Source organism: Aquimarina sp. AU119 (assembly GCF_900312735.1).
In the GTDB taxonomy this organism is placed as follows: domain Bacteria; phylum Bacteroidota; class Bacteroidia; order Flavobacteriales; family Flavobacteriaceae; genus Aquimarina; species Aquimarina algiphila.
Genome location: NZ_OMPF01000027.1, coordinates 43,135 through 66,889 on the forward strand (window position 1 = coordinate 43,135; position 23,755 = coordinate 66,889).

The window sequence follows — 23,755 nt, forward strand, 5'->3', positions numbered from 1 at the left end:
AAATTTTATAAACTTTTCTACACAAATCATACGCTATGAAACTTTATTTTGTTTGTTTGTTTTTTCTAATAGGAAATGTTATTTCTGCTCAATTTCTTGAAGAAAAGAAAAATTTAAAATCTTATGATGGTTACTTTAAGTTTCATTACAATGAAGAAAAAGATGAGATTTATCTCGAGGTAGATAAGCTTGAGTCTGAATTTTTATATGTCCATTCTTTGGCTACTGGTTTGGGTTCAAATGATATTGGGTTAGATAGAGGCCAAATTGGAGATGGAGTAGTGGTAAAATTTCAAAAAGCAGGAAATAAATTATTATTAGTTCAGCCTAATCAACAATATCGAGCTATTACCAATAATGCGTTGGAGAAAAGAAGTGTAGAGCAGGCATTTGCTAAATCAGTTTTATTTGGTTTTCCTATTAAGGAGGAGAAAGCGGGAAAGTATATAGTGGATCTTACGCCTTTCTTATTACAGGATACTCATGGTATAATAGGACGGTTAAAAGCTCAAAAAGAAGGTGCTTACAGTATAGATAAGCAAAAAAGCGCTTTAAGTCTCGAAAGAACTAAAGCTTTTCCTAAAAATGTAGAATTTGAGGCTTTACTTACATATAAAGGAGTTTCTACTGGTCGTAATGTTAGATCCGTAGCGCCTAATTCAAAATACCTTACTGTTATTCAGCATCATTCATTTGTAGAATTACCAGATGATGGATATAAGAAAAGAAAATTTGACCCCAGAAGTGGTTCTATATTTATATCCTATATGGATTATGCTACTCCTGTACATAAACCAATTACTAAGCGATATAGTATTCGTCATCGGTTAGAGAAAAAGAATCCAAAGCTGGCAATGAGTGAAGCTAAAGAGCCAATTATTTATTATTTAGATCCTGGTACTCCAGAGCCAGTACGATCAGCCTTGTTAGAAGGAGCAAGGTGGTGGAACCAAGCATATGAAGCTATTGGTTTTAAAGATGCATTTCAGGTAAAGATGTTGCCTGCAGATGCAGATCCAATGGATTTACGATACAATGTTATTCAATGGGTACATCGGTCAACAAGAGGATGGAGTTATGGAGCTAGTGTAGTAGATCCTAGAACAGGAGAAATCCTTAAAGGGCATGTAAGCCTGGGAAGTTTAAGAATCAGACAGGATTTTTTAATTGCACAAGCTTTGTTAAATAAACCTTTTGCTACTGGTGATGATAATTATAAGCCTATGTTAGAAATGGCTTTAGCTCGTATTCGACAATTATCGGCTCACGAAGTAGGGCATACTATTGGATTTGCTCATAATTTTGCAGCAAGTACAAATGGAAGGGCCTCAGTAATGGATTATCCTCATCCAACAATTACCCTTAAAAACAATGAGGTAGATTTATCGGATGCGTATGATATAAATATAGGCGAATGGGATAAAGTAACCGTAGCATATAGTTATTCTGAATTTGCAGAAGGAGCGAATGAAGACGAGGCACTTAGGGCTATTTTGGATAAAGCGTATTCATCTGGGCTTAGGTTCATATCTGATAGTGATGCGAGACCACAAGGAGGTGCGCATGAACTGGCACATTTATGGGATAATGGTAAGAGTGCTACAGATGAATTGAAAAATGTATTAAAAATTAGAGAGGTTGCTATGAAAACTTTTTCTACTGATAATATTCGTAGTAATGAACCTTATTCTGTTTTGGAAGATGTTTTTGTGCCACTTTATTTCTTGCATAGGTATCAAACTGAGGCCGCTATAAAGCTTATCGGGGGTTTGAATTATAATTATGCTGTTAAAGACGATCAACAAACCATTGTTGAGACAGTTAGTCCTAAAAAACAAAAGGAAGCATTGATAGAAGTCCTACAGACTCTAACCCCACAAAAACTTGCTATTCCAGAAGATAAACTAAAATTGTTCCCTCCAAGAGCTTTTGGTTATTATCGCACCAGAGAGTCTTTCAAAGGAAAAACAGGAGTAGGTTTTGATGCTCTTAGTGTAGCTTCAACGGCAAGCGATATGAGTCTTTCTCTTTTGTTACATCCAGAAAGGACTTCGAGATTAGTACAGCAAAAGAGTTTAGATCAAGATCAATTGGGCCTTTCTGAAACATTGGATCAATTAATAGCATTATCTTTTAAAACTAAAGTAAAAAATAGTTATCATAAAGAAATTCAAGAGGTGATTAAAGCGAATGTTTTAAAACATCTTATGAATCTTAGTGTTGACAAAAAAGCTTACACTCAGGTGAATGCTATAGCTTATGGGAAACTTATAGACTTAACAATTCTTCTAAAAAATACACCAGCGAATTCAACTTATAAAGTGTATGATAGTTATTATCTAAATCAAATCAACAGGTTTTTGCAGAATCCCGAAAAATTTAAAGTTTTACCATCTCCAAAAATTCCGGATGGTTCCCCTATTGGAAGTTATAAATGTAGTATACAACCGTAAAATAAAATAGAGAATTAGTATTCAAATTCATTTTATAGAAAGAATTAGTTTCATAGGTTTGTTCTAATGACGAATTGACTTTCTTAAATAAATAATGCTCCATGAATATAGAAAAGGATTTTAAAAAAAAATTGAAAGAAATTAGTGATATTTTAGATGATAAAACTTTTGAAAACAAAGAAGTAGGAGTATTGTCAGGTGTCTCAGGTATAGCATTGTTTCAATTTTATTATGCTAAGTTTTTGGATGATGATACACATGCCGATAAAGGTGCTGATATAATAACAAAAGCGGTAGAACTTATTAATGAGGGATTTACTTACCCAACCTTTTGTACAGGTATCGCTGGAGCATGTTGGGTATTAGAAATTCTTAAAGAAGAGGAGTTTGTAGAACTTGAAGATGATTTTCTGTCATCTGACCTAGATGAATACCTGTTATCAGCTATGAGAGCTGATATAGAAACAGAAAACTTTGATTTTTTACATGGGGCGATGGGATATGGGTTTTATTTTTTAAAACGGTATCAAAACACTACTTCTTTGGTATTGAAAGAAGGATATAAAGAATACCTTGATGAGTTAATAAATGCATTCAAAAAAACAGCAAAAAAGAATGACCGTGGAGTTTGGTGGGAATCTATTTTAAAAAAAGAAGATAACCTTAGGGGGTGTAACCTGAGTTTATCTCACGGAATATCAAGTACGATTAATTTTTTGTCCAGGATAGCAGAGCATGAAGAGTTTTATGACGATGTTAATGAGGTATTAACTCAAACAGTGAAGTTTATATTGAGTTATAAGAATCGGGATATTACAGAGAGTTCACAATTTCCTAGCTGGATAGTTGAAGAAAAAGAAAATAATGTAAATTATTATTCGAGATTAGCGTGGTGTTATGGTGATTTAGGAGTAGGAATATCTCTTTTACATGCAGGAGAAGCTCTAAAAGATGAAGAACTTAAAAATGAAGCGATTACTATATTAAAGCATTCTACCAAAAGAAGGGATATAAAAGAAGCAGGAGTTATGGATGCTGGATTATGTCATGGGGCATATGGTATACTTCATATATATAATTACTTATATAGAAAAACCAAAGAAATAATATTTAAAGAAACTGCTGACCACTGGGCTGAGCAAGCACTTATTATGGGAACTCATGAAAAAGGATATGCGGGATATATGGTTTGGCGAGGTTCTGATGAAGAGAAATGGAAAAATGAAGAGAGTTTATTGGAAGGAATTGCGGGTATAGGATTGTCTATTATATCCTATTTAGCACCTTTTGATACCAAATGGGATGAATGTCTTTTAATTAGTTAGTTAGATACAGATTCACTACAACTTTTAAGAAATTAAATTTTGTATTTGTATGATTCATTTAAAACTTTATGACAATGAAAATAGATCTTAGAAGCGATACGGTTACCAAGCCAACTCCAGAAATGCTAAACGCTATGATGGAAGCAGAAGTAGGGGATGATGTGTATAAAGAAGATCCTACTGTAAATGCTTTAGAAGAAAAAATAGCACATATGTTTGGTAAAGACATGGCTTTGTTCTTTCCTTCTGGAAGCATGGCAAATCAAGCTGCTATCAAATTACATACTCAACCGGGAGAGCAGCTAATTGCTGATGAATATGCGCACGTCTATAATTATGAAGGAGGAGGAGTATCTTTTAATAGCGGAGTTTCTTGTAAATTGTTGGATGGTCATAGAGGTATGATTACAGCTGCTCAAGTTGAGGAAGCTATCAACCCTCCTGATTTTTATCATAGTCCGTTAACAAGTTTGGTATGCATAGAAAATACGACAAATAAAGGAGGAGGAGCTTGTTATGATTTTGAGGATATTAAAAAAATTAAACAAGTTTGTGATCAATATAATCTGGGATATCATTTGGATGGAGCAAGATTATGGAATGCCCTTGTAGCCAAAGGAGAAAGTGCTAAGCAATATGGAGATATTTTTGATACTATTTCTGTTTGTTTAAGTAAAGGGCTAGGAGCGCCTATAGGCTCTGTGTTGATTGGGGATGCTGCAATTATGGAAAAAGCTATTAGAGTAAGGAAAGTTTTAGGAGGAGGGATGCGTCAAGTTGGATACCTGGCGGCTGCAGGATTGTATGCTGTAGAGAATCATATTGACAGACTTGCTGAGGACCATAAAAGAGCTAGAGAAATAGGAGAAGTTTTAGAAAAATTATCAATTGTAAAACAAGTAGAATCTATAGATACAAATATTATCATATTTACTATTGATGGTAAAGAGGAGGATTTTATTGCACAAATGGCATTAAAAAACATTCATTTTTATGGTATGGGGCAAGGTAAGTTGAGATTTGTAACCCACTTGGGCTATACACAACAAATGCACGAATATTTTCTCGAGATGTTATCATCGGTATCAGCGCAAAAAGATAAAGCTGTTCATGGTATTTGAACAGCTTTTATTATTAACACTTAGTAAAATTAAATTTCTTTAATATCTGCTCCAGAAGAGTTTTCTTTAACAGAATTAATACCATTTTCCATACCTGACTCAGAAGAGTACATCTGACTGCTCCCAATAATCTGACCGTTTCCTGCCTTAAGATTAAAATAGAATTTTCCATTTTTTGCAGTTTTACGCTCATATCTACCATCTTCTGAAGCGTTCTTTTTAACAGAAGCAATTCCATTTTCTGCAGCAGCTTTACTATTGTAAACTTCACTGCTTAAGATAACTTGCCCGTTTTTTGCTTTTAAAGTAAAATGATAGCTAGACCCTTCCTTATTTTTGAGTTCAAACATATTGTTAGATTTTTAGTTAATTTTTTAGCTTTTGTTAAAATTATATAATAAATCGCAGAAAGAAAAATATAAAAACGCCTAAGCATACTTTTTTAGAAAGTTAGATGTATTATATTTAGAATACCGCTATTTAAACATATCTAATCCTGGGATATTGGGCATACCTTCTTTTGCTACTGCTGCTAATTCTGTTTCATTAACTTGTGTTGCTTTAACAATTGCCTTGTTAAGTGTAAGAATTAGATAATCTTCTAATTGTTCTTTGTCGGCCAACAGCTCATCTGATATAGTAATACTTTTTATTTCTCTGTTAGCGGTAAGTGTGATTTTAAGTAAATCATCGGTGCTGTTTTCGTCAATTAAAACAGTATCCAGCCTTTTTTTAGTTTCTTCTACTTTTTGTTGGGTTTCTTTGAGTTTTCCCATCATTCCCATCATATCTCCAAACATGTATATTTATTTTGAAATTTATAATTGCAAAATTAGTATTTTGGTTGTTAATAAACTAGCAAGATTATTATGAAAACTCGGTACCATATATTCTTAATATCGCTTATTTTTGCTCATTCGTGTTAAAACAATATTATGCCGACATCTGAGACTAAAATTCAGCCACCTATTGCCGCCAAAAAGCCAACTAAACTCGAAAAACATGGAGATGTTCGTGTTGATAATTATTTTTGGTTGAATGATAGGGAGAATTCAGAGGTAATAGATTATCTCAAAAAAGAGAATGATTATAATGATAAAATGATGGCTCATACCAAAAAGTTTCAAGAGAATCTTTTTGAAGAAATGAAAAGTCGTATCAAGGAAGATGATTCTTCGGTTCCCTATAAGCTCAATGGGTATTGGTATTTAACACGATATGAAAAAGGGAAGGATTATCCTATATATTCCAGAAAAAAAGAAACCTTAGAAGCACAAGAAGAAATTCTATTTGATTGTAACAAAGAGGCAGAAGGTCATAGTTATTTTAGATTAGTAGGGCTTAGCATAAGTCCAGATAATAAATTAGCTGCTTATGGTGTGGATACCGTAAGTCGGAGAAAGTATACAATACGTATTAAAAATTTAGAAACTGGAGAAATATATCCTGAGACTATTGAAACCACAACAGGAGGAAGTACTTGGGCGGCCGATAGTAAAACTTTGTTTTATACAAAAAAAGATGAAGAGACGTTAAGGTCTGATAGAATATACAGACATGTTTTAGGAACTTCGGTTACAGAGGATGTAGAGGTTTTTAACGAGATAGATGATACATTTTCTACATTTGTGTATAAAACCAAATCTCGTAAGTATCTTGTCATTGGTTCTAGTAGTACACTTACTTCAGAATATAGAATCTTAAGAGCTGATAATCCTACAGGAGAATTTCAGATTTTTCAACCTAGAATTAGAGGTGTAGAATATGGTATAGCTCATTATAATACCGATTTTTATGTTTTGACTAATGCAGACAAAGCAACTAATTTTAAATTGATGAAAGTTTCAGAAGAAAATACAATCAAAGAAAATTGGAAAGATCTTATACCACATAGAGACAGTGTTTTATTAGAAGATGTTGAAATATTTAAGGATTATCTAGTTATTAGTGAGCGAGATAACGGACTTAATAAAATTAATATTAAAAGATGGGATGGTACAGCAGATTATTATCTCCCTTTTGATAATGAAACATATACTGCTTATGTAAGTACTAATCCTGATTTTGATACCAAAACCCTTAGGTATTCTTATAATTCTCTTACTACTCCTAATTCTGTTATAGATTTTAATATGGAGACTAAGGAAAAGGAAGTCAAAAAGGAACAAGAGGTATTAGGAGGTAAGTTTGATAAAAATGATTATACGTCTGAAAGAGTTTGGGCTACCGCACAAGATGGTACATTGGTTCCAATGTCTTTAGTATATAGAAAAGGAATTAAAAAAGATAGTAATAATCCTGTATTGCAATATGGATATGGTTCATATGGATCCACTATAGATCCATATTTTTCTACAGTACGATTAAGCTTATTAGATAGAGGATTTATTTATGCAATAGCACATATAAGAGGAAGCGAATATTTAGGGAGATCTTGGTATGATAATGGTAAATTATTAAAAAAGAAAAATACTTTTACAGATTTTATCGATTGCTCAAAATTTTTAATAGAACAAGAATATACTTCTGCACATCATTTGTATGCTATGGGAGGATCAGCCGGTGGGTTATTAATGGGAGCAATTGTAAATATGGCTCCTGAATTATATAACGGAGTGGTAGCATCTGTGCCTTTTGTTGATGTTGTAAGTACAATGTTAGATGATAGTATTCCTCTTACCACTGGAGAATATGATGAGTGGGGTAATCCTAATGAAGAAGAATATTATACTTATATGAAATCGTACTCTCCTTATGATAATGTAGCAGTTGAGGCTGTACAAAAATATCCAAATATGTTGGTAACAACAGGGTTACATGATTCACAGGTGCAATATTGGGAACCAGCAAAATGGGTGGCCAAATTAAGAGAATTAAAAGTAGATGATAATTTGTTATTACTACATACTAATATGGAAGCTGGTCACGGAGGAGCTTCTGGCAGATTCGAAGCGCTTAAGGAAGTAGCAGAGGAATATGCATTTTTATTAGATTTAGAAAGTATAAAAGAGTAATTAAAAAAAATAGTGTAACTTCGTACCGTTTTTGTAGCAGATTTTGAACCCCCATTTTATTTCATACATCTGCATAAACACAACTATATGAGAGAAGATATTAGGGCTTATAATAATGTTTTAGAGCTTATTGGCGATACCCCGCTTATAAAACTAAACAATATTATGAAAGACTTTCCGGGAAATTACTACGCCAAAGTAGAATCTTTTAATCCGGGACATTCCACAAAAGATAGAATAGCACTTTATATTATAGAAGAAGCCGAGAGAAAAGGTATTCTTAAACCAGGTGATACTATTATTGAAACTACTAGTGGTAATACAGGTTTTAGTTTAGCAATGGTAAGTGTGATTAAAGGGTATGATTGTATTCTTGCAGTCAGTTCAAAATCCTCAAAGGATAAGATAAATATGCTCAAAAATATGGGAGCAAAGGTATATGTATGCCCTGCTCATGTAAGCGCAGATGACCCGAGATCATATTATCAGGTAGCAAAAAGACTTCATGAAGAAATTAAAGGTTCTGTCTATATAAATCAATATTTTAATGAATTAAATATTGATGCACATTATAACTCTACCGGTCCAGAAATATGGAATCAAACTAATGGTAAGCTTACGCATTTTGTAGCTTGTTGTGGAACCGGAGGTACAATCTCTGGTACAGCAAGGTTTTTAAAAGAACAAAATAAAGATGTTAGAGTGCTTGGAATCGATGCATATGGTTCTGTTTTGAAGAAATATCATGAAACCAGAGAGTTTGATCAGGAAGAGATATATCCATATAGAATTGAAGGTTTAGGTAAAAACCTTATTCCTACGGCAACAGATTTTGATGTGATTGATAAATTTGAAAAAGTAAGTGATGAAGATAGTGCACATACAGCCAGAGAATTAGTGAGAAAAGAAGGTATGTTTTTAGGATATACCAGTGGTGCTGCTTTGCAAGGAATAAAACAATTAGCTGCCCAAGGGGAGTTTGATGAAAATAGTAATGTTATTGTAATTCTACCTGATCATGGTTCTAGATATATGAGTAAGGTATTTAGTGATGACTGGATGTCTGAACAAGGATTTTTTGATAGCAAAAATGAAATTGATGCTAGAAAAGTAGAATTCATAAAATAATATAAAAATTAAAAACGATATGAACATCTCGATATTTTGAGATGTTTTTTTTGTATAAATTCTTTAGATAGCGTACTGATCTCTGCAATTGTTGATGTCATTTTTATTTATTAAATTACGGGAAATCATCAAAATACCAACTGCAAAATATATTCACTAGATTACGTTTTGTTAAAATAAAGCTTTACGAAAGTGAATTTAAATATAATTATGCCATCAAATCAATTTTCCGTATTTTCGCACACTTATAAGAAACAATTTTTTGATAAATGAGAGATTTATTTGATAAGATTTATAAAGACAAAGGGCCGTTAGGGAAATGGGCAGATAAAGCAGAAGGATATTTTGTTTTTCCTAAACTAGAGGGTCCTATATCAAATAGAATGAGGTTTCAAGGGAGAGAAGTAATTACCTGGAGTATCAATGACTATTTGGGATTAGCCAATAAAGAAGAGATACGTAGGGTTGATGCAGAAGCAGCAGCAGCATATGGTTCTGCCTATCCTATGGGAGCTAGAATGATGAGCGGGCATACCGATCTTCATGAGCAATTACAGGACGAATTGGCAGAATTCGTTGATAAAGAAGCATCTTACTTATTGAATTTTGGATACCAGGGAATGGTTTCTACAATTGATGCCTTGGTAAGTAAAGACGATATAATAGTATATGATGTTGATGCACATGCTTGTATTATAGATGGCGTAAGATTGCATCAAGGACAACGTTATACGTATCGACATAATGATATCGAAAGTATTGATAAAAACCTGATGAGAGCCACAAAAATGGCTGAGAAAACTGGAGGAGGAATCTTATTGATTTCTGAAGGTGTTTTTGGAATGCGTGGAGAGCAAGGAAGATTAAAGGAAATAGTAGCTTTAAAAGAAAAATACAATTTTAGATTATTTGTTGATGATGCACATGGTTTTGGTACGTTAGGAGCGACTGGAGCAGGAACAGGTGAGGAGCAAGGAGTTCAGGATCAGATTGATGTATATTTTGCGACGTTTGCAAAATCGATGGCTAGTACTGGAGCGTTTATTGCAGCAGATCAGGAAATTATAGATTATTTAAAATATAATTTGCGGTCTCAAATGTTTGCAAAATCACTTCAAATGCAACTTGTCGTAGGGGCATTAAAGCGTTTGGATATGCTAAGAACAATGCCTGAATTAAAAGCTAAATTGTGGCAAAATGTGAATGCATTGCAAAATGGATTAAAAGAACGTGGATTTGATTTAGGGACTACACAAAGCTGTGTTACACCTGTGTATCTTAAGGGAAGTATTCCAGAAGCTATGGCTTTGGTAAAAGACCTTAGAGAAAACCATGGTATTTTTTGCTCTATTGTGGTATACCCTGTGATACCTAAGGGATTGATCTTACTTAGGTTAATACCTACAGCATCTCATACTATGGAAGATATTCAGGAAACATTAATAGCGTTCTCAGCTATACGTGAACGATTAGAAAATGGAACATATAAACGCATGTCTGCCGCTGTTGCTGCAGCCATGGGAGAGTAATATAGAATAAAAGTTTATACTAAAAATCCGCTAAATATTTAGCGGATTTTTTTATTGAATTATTTTTCTGTTTTTTATCTGCAATGTGTACTAGGGCCTTTTACACATCTTCCATTTATACATGTGCATCGTCCATCTGTATTGGTAGAGCAATCTAGCTTTATTGGTCCAATAAAGCAAACAGGGCCTTGTGATCCATTATCAGGGAATGTTGCTTCACCTCCATGAATGGTTTTTTGTTGATGTTTTACTAATTTTTGAACTCCTTGTAATTCTAAAATTTTTTTTAACATGATTATAGGTTTTAAGATGTTAAGAATCCTGATTTCTTTTAAGACACTCAAGTTAATGTCATTTGTAAATTACCTAAATATAATCAAATGACTTTTAAATATGGTTAAGGATACCTTATTTAACAAGTAAATATGATTAAATGTTAATGAAAAAAAGTAGTAGTAAATGTTTAAATAATGAAGTATGTATCTATGTGATAAGTATTGAAGTAAATGAGGTCCAAAATTTAAACCTATAAACTTTTCCGAAATGTTCTTCTCATTTTATGTTGTTCATGCTCATAGCCATTCCAAAGTGCCTGGATTGCTTTATTTTCTTCTAGTTCTGGATTGGTTTCTACAACTTCAATTCCGTTACGAAGAAAAGCTTCATTCATTTCCTTAAAAATAAGTGCAGTGACTCCTTTGTTTTGGTATTCTGGGTCAACTCCAATAAGATAAAAGGCAGCTGTATTGTTTCTACGCTGTGCTTTTAAGATATGTAAAAACCTAAGGGGATATACTTTGCCATTCATTTTTTTCAAAGCCTTAGAAAATGATGGCATAACAATAGAAAATGCTATAAGTTTACCAGTTTTGTCTGCAATACAGGTAATATACTCTGGATTAAGATATGGCAAGTATTTTTTCTTGTACATATCTATTTGATATTGTTGTATCGGAACAAAAGTTTGTAGGCTACTATACGTTTTGTTAAGCAAATCAAACATATCATCAGCATACTGAAGAATCTCTTTACTTTTATTAAACTTTAGAAGTTTAAGCTGATACCGTTCTTTAATTACACTGGCAAATTTGATTACTTTTTCTTTTGTCTGTTTAGGAACTCTGATTTTATATTCAACCCATGTGGCTGCAGCTTCAAAATCAAGAAGTTCCATGTGTTTTGCATAATAGGGGTAATTATACCACGTGATCATTGTATTTAACTCTTCATACCCTTTAATTAAAATTCCTGCCTTATCCATATTAGAAAAGCCTACGGGGCCTTCCATGTATTCAAGAGAGTTTTGAAGGCCATATTCTCTTACCTTTTCAAGCAAAGCTTTAGTGACTTCAATATCATCAATAACGTCGAACCATCCAAAACGTACTTTTGGTTTTTTTTGTTCATTTACCTCAATCCAATTTATAATGGCAGCAATTCTTCCAACGATTGTATTATTCTTATACGCTAAGAAGTATTTTGCATCAGCATTTCTGAATACAGGGTTTTTTTTCGGATTCATTACGTCTAACTCTTCCTTGATGATCGACGGAACGTAGTATGGGGAATCTTTATATAAATCAAAAGGAAATTTAACGAACGTAGTTAAATCTCCTTTTGAAGTAATTTCTTTAATCGTAATCATATATCATCTCTAATTCGTCACAAATATATAATCCTTTTATTAAATATTATGTTTGCATGCGGATCATTTTTGGTAATAATGTAATAGATTCTTTAATTATAGCATTTAAAGAGTTCTATTTATGTTTTTTTACCATTATTGATCTATTTTTTCTAATTCTTTATCTACATCAGAATTATTTGTGTCATTTTCTTTTTCTTCCTGATTTTTACGTTTTTCTTCCTCTTTTTTCTTTTTCTTTTCATCTTTCAGGCGCTTCTTTTCTTCCTTCTTTCTACGTTTTTCCTCTGCTTTTTTATTTTTCTCCTGTTCTTTCTGATACTTTTCATATTCGGCATCTACATCTTCCTCTTTCTCTTCTTCTTTTTTCTTTTCAGCCTTTTTCTGCTCTTTTTCATTATCTATATCAAGCTCTTTTTCCATTTTTTCAAGTTCTTTGAGCTCTTTGTCAATATCCTGTAATTCTTGATCGACACCTTGTTCTTGTTCCATTTTATCCAATTCGGCATCTATATCATCAATCATTTTTTGTTTTTCTTTTGCTGCTTGTTGCTCAGCTTTTTCAGCTTTTCTTGCTTCTTTTGCCTCTCGTTTTAATCGTCGTGCTTCTTCTTTCTTGAATTTCTTACCTTCTTTTTTAGAAAGCTTCTCATTTTCTATACGCTCTCGTTCTAAACGGTCTGCAGTTCTTCTTTCATCAAGATCTTTTTCTATAGCATTTCTGAAGTCGTCATCTTCAAAATCATTGATAAAAGGAGTTTTTAGTAATTTAAGGCTATCATTTTCAATCTCTAAACCATCTTCCCCTTCTTCAAGATCTCCTTCGATATCTTCTTCACCTTCACCATCTTCTTTCTTTTCTAAACCTTCTTCATCTTCTTTAACACCACCTTCTAATCCTGGTTGTTCTATAATTTCATCTTTATTATGCCAATCAAATCGATAAGATGCTCCAACGCTAACTGTAAAAATGGATGGAGTGTCTTTAAAATTAAAAGCAATATTAGCATCAAACTGTAAATCTTTTTGATATAAATAAGCTCCTCCTAGTCTTAAAATATTGTCACTATAAAAATCGCTTTTTTGCCCTTGATATTCTCCAAAGGCAGCCCATTTTTTATTAATAGTATGAGTAGAAGTAATAATCCACCCTATAATAGGATCATCTGTAGTTATTTTGTCAACGATTAAGTTTGTCACTAATACCCAATCTCCATTTAAACTTGTTGACCAATTGTTTTGTGTCATTACAACAATCTTTGGACTAAAAGTATCGTCATTCGGAGCTGTAAAAGGATTATCAGAAGAAATAAAGTTAGCCCCTAAATAAGCAGAAACTGCTGGGATTAAACTTTTCCATTTAAATTTATAGCGTTCTTTCCAACTTTTTAATGCATCATAATTTATAGAATCCTTTTTTGGTTTTTTATAAGGGTCATAAATCAAATATTTTGCACCAATGGTATTGACTTCAAAATTACTTCTCTTTATTTTTTCCTCATTACCTCCAATAGTTTGTCTAACACCATCGGCTCTAAATCTACCATTTAATCTAAGTTCTAATTGCTCAATTAATAGACCATACCTTACAGAATAATCAAAGTTAAAAACATTAGTTTTTGTATTAAGAATTTTATGCTTTTCTTTTCCAAAACCTATACCTCCTTCTAATTGTAAAACATTGTTACCAACAGAAAACGCGCCTTGAGACGTTCCAGGTCTATTCGTGTTTATTTTCTCAGTATACTGAGCAGATAAGGTTACACCAAATAGAAAAAAGGTGATTAATAAAAGAATAGATTTAGGGTTCATATTCAATAGATTTGGTTCAAATATAGCAGATTTTATCATTTTTTTAGGATAGTCTACATGTAATTGTATAGAGAGTTCATTATTTTTGAAAAAAAATGATATGCAGGAAGCTTCGTTGCAAGGGGTATTGAAGGTAATTCTCATTATTGTATTAATATATTATGGACTAAAAGTATTAACGCGATTATTTGGTCCTCTATTGCTTAAATATGTAACAAAGAAAGCAGGAGAGAAATTCCAACAACAGTTTGATCAGTATCAACAACCCCGCCAATCTAATGATGGTGAAGTTACTATTGAAAAAAAACCAAAACAAAAAACTTCTAATAAAGATGTAGGAGAGTATATCGATTATGAGGAAATTGATTAATTTGGCTCCTTATTTAGTAAACTCACACTTATCATGCCTTTAATCAAAAGATTCTTACCTCATTTACTTGTTGTTATAAGTTTTATAATTGCTTCATTAGCTTATTTTAGCCCGGTTCTAAGTGGAAAAAAAATGAAACAAGGGGATATTGTTCAATATTCCGGAATGGCAAGACAACAAACTGATTTTAGAAATCAAACAGGAGAGGAACCATATTGGGCAGACAATGCCTTTGGAGGTATGCCAACTTACCAATTGGGCGCACAGTATCCACATAGTTATGTAAAAAAAATAGATAGACTTATACGATTTTTACCAAGACCAGCTGATTATTTGTTTTTATATTTTATTGGGTTTTATATTCTTTTATTGGTTTTAAAAATGGATTACAGGCTTGCTTTTTTAGGAAGTTTGGCTTTTGGTTTTTCTACATATTTTATCATCATATTGGGTGTTGGACACAATGCCAAAGCACATGCCATCGGTTATATGCCCTTGGTACTTAGTGGTATTATACTCACATTTAGGAAGAAGTACATTTGGGGCTTTCTTTTATTAGCCATATCCATGGCTTTAGAAATTGCTGCCAACCATTTTCAGATGACCTACTACTTATTTTTGTTAGTACTTGTTTTGGGAATTTCATACCTAATAGATGCATATAAAAAGAAGGAAATACCTGATTATTTTAAATCTCTGGGAGTAATGGTTCTTGCAGTCTTATTTTCTTTGTTACTTAATGCGACCAGCCTTTTAGCAACAAAAGAATATACACAATTTAGTACAAGGGGTGATACGGGAATTACGATACAAGCAAATGGAAAAGAGAAAAAAGGTACGGGCTTAGACTTTGATTATATAACACAATATAGTTATGGTAGATTAGAGAGTTTTAATCTATTTATTCCTCGCTTTATGGGAGGTACGTCTACAGAAAATCTAGGAACAGATTCTAATGTTTATGAAGAATTATTAAGGTTAGGAGTGTCTCCTGCTCAGGCAAAATCATATACAGAATATGTACCTACCTATTGGGGCGATCAACCATTTGTAGGGGCACCTGCATATATCGGTGCAACCATATTATTCTTATTTATTTTAGCATTATTTTTAGTTAAAGGCAGATTAAAATGGTGGATTGTTGGAGGCTCTATTTTAGCATTACTGCTTTCCTGGGGGAAAAATCTGGAATTTTTCACTAGGTTTTTTATTGACTATTTTCCTTTATACAACAAGTTTAGAGCAGTATCTTCTATACAAGTGATTGTAGAGTTATGTGTTCCCATTTTAGGTGTTGTGGGAATACATAAATTGCTTAGTAAAGAAGTTTCAGAGGATTCAAAAATAAAAGCTCTAAAATATGCAACGGGAATTGTGGGAGGATTAACGTTAATCTTTTTATTGTTTAAGTCTACATTATTTAGTTTTAGCGGACTAGGAGACAGTTTACTATTAGAGCAAGGTGGCCCAGATTACCTAAGAGCAATAAAAGAAGATAGAAAAGCAATATTTACTACCGATACTATACGGTCACTGGTATTAATTTTATTGATTGCAGGAGGATGTTGGCTATATCTGAAAGGAAAATTAAAGGAGAATCTATTATTAATAGGGGTAGGAGTTTTAATTACTCTGGATTTAGTTCTGGTAGATTGGAACTATGTGAACAAGAGTAATTTTGTGTCCTCTAGAGAGTTTAATAAACCTTTTATTGCAAATAAAGCAGATGAAGAGATTTTTAAAGATAAAGGACATTTTAGAGTATTTGATTTAACAGCAGATCCATTTAATTCGGGTAGAGCAGCATATTTTCATAATGCTTTAGGTGGATATCATGCAGCTAAACCTGGAAGAATGCAGGATTTGTTTGAATTTTATTTGGCTAAAAATGATGTTGAAGTTATGAATATGCTAAATGTAAAGTATATCATTACTCAGGATGAAGATGGAGTAAAAGCTTTAACTAATCCTTATACTAATGGAAATGCTTGGTTTGTTTCTGAAGTTAAACAGGTGAGTTCTGCAAACGAGGAAATATTAGCATTGAAGGATTTAGATAACAAAAAACAGGCTGTAATCAATTCTAAATTTAATAATGTAATTTCTAAAACTAAGTATACATCAGATAGCCTGGCGTATATAGCATTAACTGCTCATCAACCTAATCATTTGGTATATGAATCTAAAGTTAAAGAAGAGAGTTTTGCAGTTTTTTCAGAAACATACTATCCAGGTTGGCAAGCTTATATCGGTGGAAACCCAGTTGAACATGTTCAGGTAAACTATATGTTAAGGGGATTACCAATACCTGAAGGACAACATAAAATAGAATTTAAGTTTGAACCCCAGGTAATAAAGACGGGAAGTAGTATTGTTCTAACAAGTTCTATTATCTTTATTTTATTAATAATTGGAGGTTTTTATTATCAGTATAAAAAAACAGGTAGTTTACTATCTTTACCCAAAGAAGATAAGTAAATAAGATTTTGAAAGTTCTGATTATTACATATTATTGGCCACCTGCAGGTGGCCCTGGAGTACAGCGGTGGTTAAAGTTTGTAAAATATTTCAGAGAATTTGATATAGAACCAGTAGTTTATGTACCAGAAAATCCAACATACCCTTTAGTAGATGATTCTTTACTATCAGAAATTCCAGAAGGAATAACTATTCTTAAACATTCTATTTTTGAACCTTATCGTTTCGCTCAAATCTTCTCAAAGAAAGAAGCTAAAACCATAAGTAAAGGAATTATTGCAAATAAAGAAAAGCAATCTTTTATTCAAAGGTTACTATTATTTATACGAGGCAACTTTTTTATCCCTGATGCTCGTAAGTTTTGGGTAAAACCCTCGGTAAAATATTTGACAGATTATATAAGAGAACATGATATTAAGTCTGTAGTAACAACAGGTCCACCGCATAGTGTACACCTCATAGGGAAGGAGTTAAAACAAATTTTGGGAGTAAAATGGCTAGCTGATTTTAGGGATCCGTGGACTACTATCGGATATCATGATAAATTAAAGTTAACCAAACGATCTATATATAAACATAAAAAGTTAGAAAGAGATGTTCTGGAAAGGGCTAATCACATAGTCGTTACTAGTTTTACTACTCAAAAAGAATTTAATGAGATTACAACCACCCCTGTTTCTGTAATCACAAATGGGTACGATATAGAAAAAGTAGAAAAGACTATTCTGGATTCTCATTTTACAATTTCGCATATAGGGTCTTTATTATCGGGGAGAAATCCAATACATTTATGGAATGTATTGTCAGAATTAGTAAAAGAAAATGAAACTTTTGCCCAATCGTTTAGATTACAACTAGTAGGAGCGGTAAGTGACGATGTGTTATCCTCAATAAAGGAATCTGGGTTATCAGATTTTTTGATATTAAAAGGATATGTTCCTCATGCTGAGGCAGTCAAGATTCAGAGAAGTTCTCAGGTTTTGCTATTAATTGAAATTGATAGCGAAGAAACCAAAAGTATTATTCCGGGTAAACTATTCGAATATATGGTTTCAAAAAGACCTATTTTAGCTATTGGCCCTAAAGATGCAGATGTATCCAGATTGATTTCTGAAACTAGCTCAGGATCTTTTTTTGAATACCATGAATATGAAGAGATAAAAACACAAATACAAGAATACTTTTATCAGTTTCAAAAAGAAACATTAATATCTGGGGTTGACGGAATAGAAAAATATAGTAGGAGGGAGCTGACTAGGGAATTTGCTGAAATACTACGGCAGCTGGTTAAATAACATTGGAAATTTAAAAAATGAGACTTGAATAAGTAATGGGAGTAGTTGTTAATCAGACTGTTAAAAATGTAGTTATTACTTGCCTTGGGTTTGGTATTGGAGCAATTAATACACTGTTCTTATATACTAATTTCATGGAAAAAGAATATTATGGACTAGTTTCCTATCTTCTTTCTGCTTCGAATCTTATATGGCCCCTAATGGCCTTTGGTGTACACAACACTTTAATCAAGTTTTTTTCTTCATATGCTGATGATAATCAACAACATAAATTTCTTACTTTAATGCTAATTTTACCTTCCATAATTGCATTAATTCTGGGGGTAATAGGAATCCTGTTTTATACTACTATTTTAGAGTTTTTTGAAGAAGAGAATACAATTATACAACCTTATGTTTGGACAATTTTTGTCATAGCATTCGCTTTATCTTATTTTGAAGTATTCTTTGCCTGGTCCAAGGTAAAACTCAAAAGTGTTTTTGGAAACTTTATAAAGGAATTATTTCTTAGAATATGTATAAGTATCCTTTTATTCCTGGTGTATTTTAAAATACTCACACCTGATCAATTTATATATGCACTAGTGGTTGCGTGTCTGTTAAGAATGGTAATTATGCAATTATATGCATTTAGATTACATCGTATTACATTAAGTTTTTCTCTGCCAGAAAATTATAAAGCAGTATTTAAGTATTCTACACTTATTCTAATTGCAGGATCAGTGGCTACGTTATTGATCGATTTGGATAAAACGATGATAGAACGATATCTTCCAATAGAATATGTCGCAAAATATGGGATATGTGCATATATAGCAAGTGTGATCATTATTCCTTCTAGAGCAATGCATCAAATTACGTATCCTTTGACTGCTAAATTGATTAATGAAAATGCTAAGAAAAAATTACGTGACTTATACAAAAAGAGTTCGTTAAATCTATTAGCAACTAGCGGGTTATTGTTTGTATTGATTATCTGTAATGTGAGCCAATTGTTTGAAATTATTCCTGATGAATATGAATTATTTATTTGGGTAGTCATTTTGATTGGAAGTGCTAAATTATTTGACAATCTATTGGGAAATAACAATTCGATTTTATACAGCTCAGATTATTATAGAATTATTTTATATATAGGAATAGGAATGGCAATTCTTACAGTTGTATTAAATATTCTTTGTATTCCGGTTTTTGGAGTTACAGGAGCAGCAATTGCAACCTTTGTAGCTGTTTCTTGTTATAATATGGCTAAAGTATGGATAGTGTATAAAAAATTTAATATGCATCCATTTTCTAAAAAAACCTTTTTAACGCTCTTATTGATTTTAGGTTATGTATTTGGGTTTTATTTTTGGGATTTACCATTTCATCCTTTTATGAATATAACTATTAAAAGTATTTTAATAAGTTTAAGTTATACCATAATTCTTTATGCGTTAACGATATCTCCTGATTTAAATGTTTTAATTAAGAACAGTATAAATAAATTAAGATAGTAGAATTCAAAAAGAAAATCCCCAGAGCATTCTACTCTAAGGGATTTTCCAACTAACCAACCAAAAAAATAAATGTTGTTATATGTCTTCTTAGCTTCTGCTTCTGGAAGAACGAGAACGAGAGTTATTCGATCTTGTACTTCTTGAAGTATTACTTCTTTGTCTATTTACTTGAGCTTTGGATCTACTTGTTCCTCTGCTTCTATATTGACTGTTATTAGAACGTTTTGTTACATTTCCAGAGTAATTTCTAGAAGAACTTTTTTGTCTCTGTGCCTGATTTGTTCGAGCAGCAGGTTTTTGAGTTCTAATACTTCTGTTATATTTTGCTCTACTATTATTTCTAGATGATGTACTAGCTACAGCATTTCTATTTCTTTGTGTAGTCTGTACTCTTTGTCTAGTTGGAGTACTTCTGTTATTAGATTGTACTCTTTGCTTGTTCTGGACATTTCTACTCACAGAACGAGTTCTTGTATTTGGTGTTACAGAACGAGTTCTATTCACATTTTTACCAGTATTATAATTAGATCTACTTCTTGTAGCATTTCTGGTGTTATATGTTTTTGATCTGCTTCTATCTGCATAACGAGTATTATAATTATTAGATCTACTACGATTTATTTTACTATAGTTACGATCATTTCTTTTGTACATTGCTGTTCTGTGACCTCGAGTTCTATATGTTATACCTCTTGCGCTAGAACCTCTATATCCTCTGCGATAATTAGTTATTCTACTATGTGGTCTGTAATAGTTACGACTTCTATATGATCTCTGGTAATATCCATCATAGTAATTGTTTCTATATACAGTATAAGAACATCTGTACGGTGTATAATATCTTCTGTATGGTCTTTCATACACAATACATCTACTTACTACTGGTACTGTAAAATATGCATGAAATGGTCTATATACATAACGCCTGTTGTAACTATTGATATAACCAGTACAGTTTAAGAAATTACCATAATTATTATAATGTACATATAATCCACCAACTCTAGATATACGACCATAATTGTTATAGTTTATATATATATCACCAGCCTGTATAATTCTTCCATAGTAATCATAAAAAATAGGAGTGTCTTCTATCTGTACCACGGCTCCATAATCATCATATTGTACATACGAATCATAATTGTAACCAGAATTAAAACTTATATTCACTCCCGGAGTATTAACACCAACACTTACACCACCTCGTTGTCCATTAAGATAAAAATCAAATTGTCCATCTGCATAAATCGAAAAGTCGATTCCTCCTTCAGAAAAAATAAATGATTTTCCATAGTTAGAATATCTAGCCGTCGATTCGATATTCGTTTCGGATGCATTAGCAGTAAATGAAGCTAATAATAAACCTGTAAAAAGTAAAACAAAATTTTTCATAATCTGTGGTTTTAAAATGAATGTTGAAATTGATTTTCAACTTCACTTTTATAGTATCAAGCAGCGTGCCAAAAAAAATAGACTTATGTGATTAGATTTTTTAGAATAGTTAATTTTTAAATTAAAATATTGATAAACAGTGACTTGTAATTTGTTTTTTGTAAAAACTGAATTCGTAGTAGGGTATTTATCTAACTATTTGTTTTAGAGGTGTAAAATTTTAATACAAGTTATAAAGCAGGAATATGAAAAAAATATATTTGAGCATATTTATAGGATTATTAACCGTAGTATCATTAAATGCTCAGGAAACAGTACATGATAATAATAAAGAAGAAAATACATTTATGCCTAAAAATATAATTAAAGTATTTCCATTAAATGCATTGATTGGTGAGATTGGTATAGGGTATGAACGAGTTATTAAACCCAAAACGTCACTAAACTTTACCTTGATTCAGGAATTTAGAAAGGATGAAATTTTTAATACTGCATTATCTGTAAGAGATTATTACATTTTTTTTGAAGCAGATATGAGATTCTATTTGTCAAAATACAAAAAAGCACCCGAAGGATGGTTCGTAAGTGGTGGGTTATTGGGAGAGTATAATTATCGTAAATATAAAAGTAGGATTAATAATCAAGCTGTGGATTTTGAATGGCTTCAAATAGGTGGCTCTGGTAAAATGGGATACCAGTGGATGTTTAAGAAAGGATTAAAAGGGTTGACTATAGAAGTAGCTGGGGGAGCACGGTATAGAACTGCTGTAAATATATTTGATAAAGGATTTTCAGACGGATTTACCCCCGTTGTAGATTTCACAATCGGATACTCATGGTAACAATTTAGTATGTATTCATACTCTATAATAGAGTGCTTAATAATTTACTTTTATTTTTTGAATTTTGGGTAGGGTATTTATGAATTCATTTGTTTTAGAGTTGTGAAACATAGTTTCAGTAACTTTAGATTTACCCCAATATCTATTTATGAATTATGATATTCATAGTAATAATGGTAATTTAATAGCTATATAGAACCGTTAACCTTTTATATTAAAATATAACTGACTTAAATTTTTTGACAATGCCAGAGAAAGTAATTAGTGTTTGCGAAGAAAAAATATATGAACAATTATACCGTGAACACGCAGAAAAGATATGTTATTATCTCTACTATAAATATGGCGATATGGAAAAAGCTCAGGATATTGTTCAGGATAGTTTCGCCAAATTATGGATTAATTGTTCAAAAATACTTTTTGGTGCAGCTAAAAGTTTTCTTTATAAAATAGCTAATAATGCTTCAATCAATGCTATCGTGCATCAAAAGACAGTTTTAAAATACCAGGAAATAGAGCAAAAAACATATACGAATGAATCGCCAGAATTTCAGATGGAAGAAAAAGAATTTATGCATCGCTTAAATATGGCTATTTCTGGTTTAAAAGAAGGACAACGTGAAGTTTTTCTATTGAATAGAATAGAAAAGAAAACCTACAAAGAAATTGCAGAAATGCTTGGAATCTCTGTAAAAGCTGTAGAAAAACGAATGCATCTGGCATTAGTTATTTTAAGAAAAAAAATAAAAACACCTAATCTGTAAAATATGAATTTTTTAGATCCACATTATCAAAATGAATTTTTGGCTAAATGGATATACGGTGAACTTACAACGAAGGAACTTAATTCGTTCGTTAATTCAACTTTATATAAGAATTTAGTGTTTTCACCTTTATCCGATGATGACTCTATAAAAGAAAGTTAATGAAAAGTGATATGAATAAAGATGATTTTTTAGGAAAATGGTTATCTGGAGAGCTTTCTAATGAAGAACGTAAAGCCTTTGAAAACTCAGAAGACTATTTGGCATATAAAGATATATTAAAAGGAGTAGAACGACTTGAAAGACCTGTGTTTGATGTAGAAAAAGGTTTAAAAGAACAAAAGATCTACAATGCTTCATATAATAAATCCAAAAGTTCAAAAGTGATTAAACTTCGAACATGGATGTATAGTGCTGCAGCGGTAATTTTGGTTATTATTGGATTGAGGACTATATTTTTTCAAGATGTTAGAATACGTACTGAAATGGCGCAAACTCAAACAATAACACTACCTGATAATTCTGTAGTGACTCTAAATGCAGATTCTTCTTTAAAATATGATAAAGATTCTTTTACAGAAGATAGAGTACTTCAATTACAAGGAGAAGCTTTTTTTGATGTAAGCAAAGGATCTACATTTACAGTGAGTACCAAAAATGGGGAAATTACCGTTTTGGGCACCGAATTTGACGTATATTCCAGAAATACAAAATTAGAAGTGCATTGCTTCGAGGGTAAAGTGAGTGTTAAGAAAGATGACAATGAGGTTATTCTTACCCAGGGAAAGGCTACCAGATCCAATGAAAATGAAAGCCTGTCTTTATTTGAAATTACAAAACTAAAACCAGATTGGTTACATGGAAAAAGTAGTTTTTATGAAGTATCTCTTGACCAACTTATAAAAGAATTAGAAAGACAGTATAACATTAAAATTAATACAGGAAACGTAGATGTAAAAAGAGTATTTACAGGTTTCTTTAATCATGATGATCTAGAAACCGCTCTACGTACTAGTTTTGACCCTATGAATATTAGTTATACATTTGAAGGAGAAAAAATTATAGCCCTAAAGAATAAGTGATAC

19 protein-coding genes are annotated in these 23,755 nt (G+C 32.0%); 13 read left to right on the plus strand and 6 right to left on the minus strand.

Going from position 1 to position 23,755, the window contains the following annotated elements; translation table 11 throughout:
- The first annotated feature begins 35 nt into the window (after window positions 1-35).
- The 3 genes from DK442_RS23955 to DK442_RS23965 all read left to right on the plus strand — a co-directional run bounded on the left by DK442_RS23955 (window position 36) and on the right by DK442_RS23965 (window position 4,899).
- Entirely contained in the window at window positions 36-2,453 is a 2,418-nt protein-coding gene (locus DK442_RS23955; protein WP_109438452.1) for a zinc-dependent metalloprotease, read from the plus strand.
- Between the two features lie 101 nt (window positions 2,454-2,554).
- A complete protein-coding gene (locus DK442_RS23960; protein ID WP_109438453.1) occupies window positions 2,555-3,778 on the plus strand; it encodes a lanthionine synthetase C family protein in 1,224 nt (407 codons plus the stop codon).
- Between the two features lie 74 nt (window positions 3,779-3,852).
- Window positions 3,853-4,899 carry a low specificity L-threonine aldolase gene (locus DK442_RS23965; protein ID WP_109438454.1) on the plus strand — a complete coding sequence of 349 codons (1,047 nt, stop codon included), beginning with the start codon at window positions 3,853-3,855 and terminating at the stop codon, window positions 4,897-4,899.
- A gap of 29 nt (window positions 4,900-4,928) precedes the next feature.
- Here DK442_RS23965 and DK442_RS23970 read toward each other — a convergent pair whose 3' ends face one another.
- Together DK442_RS23970 and DK442_RS23975 are read right to left on the minus strand one after the other, a co-directional pair.
- Window positions 4,929-5,249: a YegP family protein gene (locus tag DK442_RS23970; protein ID WP_109438455.1), complete on the minus strand. Its 321-nt coding sequence runs from the start codon at window positions 5,247-5,249 to the stop codon at window positions 4,929-4,931.
- A 126-nt stretch (window positions 5,250-5,375) separates the two neighbouring features.
- Entirely contained in the window at window positions 5,376-5,699 is a 324-nt protein-coding gene (locus DK442_RS23975; protein ID WP_109438456.1) for a YbaB/EbfC family nucleoid-associated protein, read from the minus strand.
- A gap of 135 nt (window positions 5,700-5,834) precedes the next feature.
- On the opposite strand from DK442_RS23975, the gene DK442_RS23980 reads away from it, so the two are divergent.
- The 3 genes from DK442_RS23980 (at window position 5,835) to DK442_RS23990 (ending at window position 10,570) form a co-directional block, all read left to right on the plus strand.
- Window positions 5,835-7,913: a S9 family peptidase gene (locus tag DK442_RS23980; RefSeq protein WP_109438457.1), complete on the plus strand. Its 2,079-nt coding sequence runs from the start codon at window positions 5,835-5,837 to the stop codon at window positions 7,911-7,913.
- 87 nt (window positions 7,914-8,000) lie between these two features.
- The gene (locus tag DK442_RS23985; RefSeq protein ID WP_109438458.1) at window positions 8,001-9,041 is read left to right on the plus strand and encodes a PLP-dependent cysteine synthase family protein; all 1,041 of its coding nucleotides are present in this window, start codon (window positions 8,001-8,003) and stop codon (window positions 9,039-9,041) included.
- A 269-nt stretch (window positions 9,042-9,310) separates the two neighbouring features.
- Window positions 9,311-10,570, plus strand: a complete 1,260-nt coding sequence (locus tag DK442_RS23990; protein ID WP_109438459.1) for an aminotransferase class I/II-fold pyridoxal phosphate-dependent enzyme — start codon at window positions 9,311-9,313, stop codon at window positions 10,568-10,570.
- A gap of 74 nt (window positions 10,571-10,644) precedes the next feature.
- On the opposite strand, the gene DK442_RS23995 is transcribed toward DK442_RS23990, so the two are convergent.
- The 3 genes from DK442_RS23995 to DK442_RS24005 all read right to left on the minus strand — a co-directional run bounded on the left by DK442_RS23995 (window position 10,645) and on the right by DK442_RS24005 (window position 14,027).
- Window positions 10,645-10,863 (minus strand): hypothetical protein, encoded by a 219-nt coding sequence (locus DK442_RS23995; RefSeq protein ID WP_109438460.1) that lies wholly within the window; start codon window positions 10,861-10,863, stop codon window positions 10,645-10,647.
- Between the two features lie 233 nt (window positions 10,864-11,096).
- Window positions 11,097-12,215: a GNAT family N-acetyltransferase gene (locus tag DK442_RS24000; protein WP_109438461.1), complete on the minus strand. Its 1,119-nt coding sequence runs from the start codon at window positions 12,213-12,215 to the stop codon at window positions 11,097-11,099.
- A 135-nt stretch (window positions 12,216-12,350) separates the two neighbouring features.
- Window positions 12,351-14,027 (minus strand): transporter, encoded by a 1,677-nt coding sequence (locus DK442_RS24005; RefSeq protein WP_160114329.1) that lies wholly within the window; start codon window positions 14,025-14,027, stop codon window positions 12,351-12,353.
- A gap of 100 nt (window positions 14,028-14,127) precedes the next feature.
- On the opposite strand from DK442_RS24005, the gene DK442_RS24010 reads away from it, so the two are divergent.
- The 4 genes from DK442_RS24010 to DK442_RS24025 are packed head-to-tail and all read left to right on the plus strand — an operon-like array spanning window position 14,128 to window position 19,666.
- Window positions 14,128-14,397, plus strand: a complete 270-nt coding sequence (locus DK442_RS24010) for a DUF4834 family protein (protein WP_109438463.1) — start codon at window positions 14,128-14,130, stop codon at window positions 14,395-14,397.
- Window positions 14,398-14,430: 33 nt separating this feature from the next.
- Window positions 14,431-16,875 (plus strand): YfhO family protein, encoded by a 2,445-nt coding sequence (locus tag DK442_RS24015; protein WP_109438464.1) that lies wholly within the window; start codon window positions 14,431-14,433, stop codon window positions 16,873-16,875.
- 8 nt (window positions 16,876-16,883) lie between these two features.
- Window positions 16,884-18,170: a glycosyltransferase family 4 protein gene (locus tag DK442_RS24020; RefSeq protein ID WP_370444680.1), complete on the plus strand. Its 1,287-nt coding sequence runs from the start codon at window positions 16,884-16,886 to the stop codon at window positions 18,168-18,170.
- Between the two features lie 35 nt (window positions 18,171-18,205).
- Complete coding sequence (locus DK442_RS24025) at window positions 18,206-19,666, plus strand: polysaccharide biosynthesis C-terminal domain-containing protein (protein WP_109438466.1); 1,461 nt, start codon at window positions 18,206-18,208, stop codon at window positions 19,664-19,666.
- A gap of 90 nt (window positions 19,667-19,756) precedes the next feature.
- Here the strand turns inward: DK442_RS24025 and DK442_RS24030 are convergent, their stop codons facing one another.
- Window positions 19,757-21,064 carry a hypothetical protein gene (locus DK442_RS24030; protein WP_109438467.1) on the minus strand — a complete coding sequence of 436 codons (1,308 nt, stop codon included), beginning with the start codon at window positions 21,062-21,064 and terminating at the stop codon, window positions 19,757-19,759.
- Between the two features lie 245 nt (window positions 21,065-21,309).
- Between DK442_RS24030 and DK442_RS24035 the strand changes: the two genes are divergently transcribed.
- The 3 genes from DK442_RS24035 to DK442_RS24045 all read left to right on the plus strand — a co-directional run bounded on the left by DK442_RS24035 (window position 21,310) and on the right by DK442_RS24045 (window position 23,752).
- A complete protein-coding gene (locus DK442_RS24035; protein WP_109438468.1) occupies window positions 21,310-21,906 on the plus strand; it encodes a hypothetical protein in 597 nt (198 codons plus the stop codon).
- A gap of 245 nt (window positions 21,907-22,151) precedes the next feature.
- A complete protein-coding gene (locus DK442_RS24040; RefSeq protein ID WP_109438469.1) occupies window positions 22,152-22,670 on the plus strand; it encodes an RNA polymerase sigma factor in 519 nt (172 codons plus the stop codon).
- A 161-nt stretch (window positions 22,671-22,831) separates the two neighbouring features.
- Window positions 22,832-23,752 carry a FecR family protein gene (locus DK442_RS24045; RefSeq protein WP_109438470.1) on the plus strand — a complete coding sequence of 307 codons (921 nt, stop codon included), beginning with the start codon at window positions 22,832-22,834 and terminating at the stop codon, window positions 23,750-23,752.
- Window positions 23,753-23,755 lie beyond the last annotated feature (3 nt).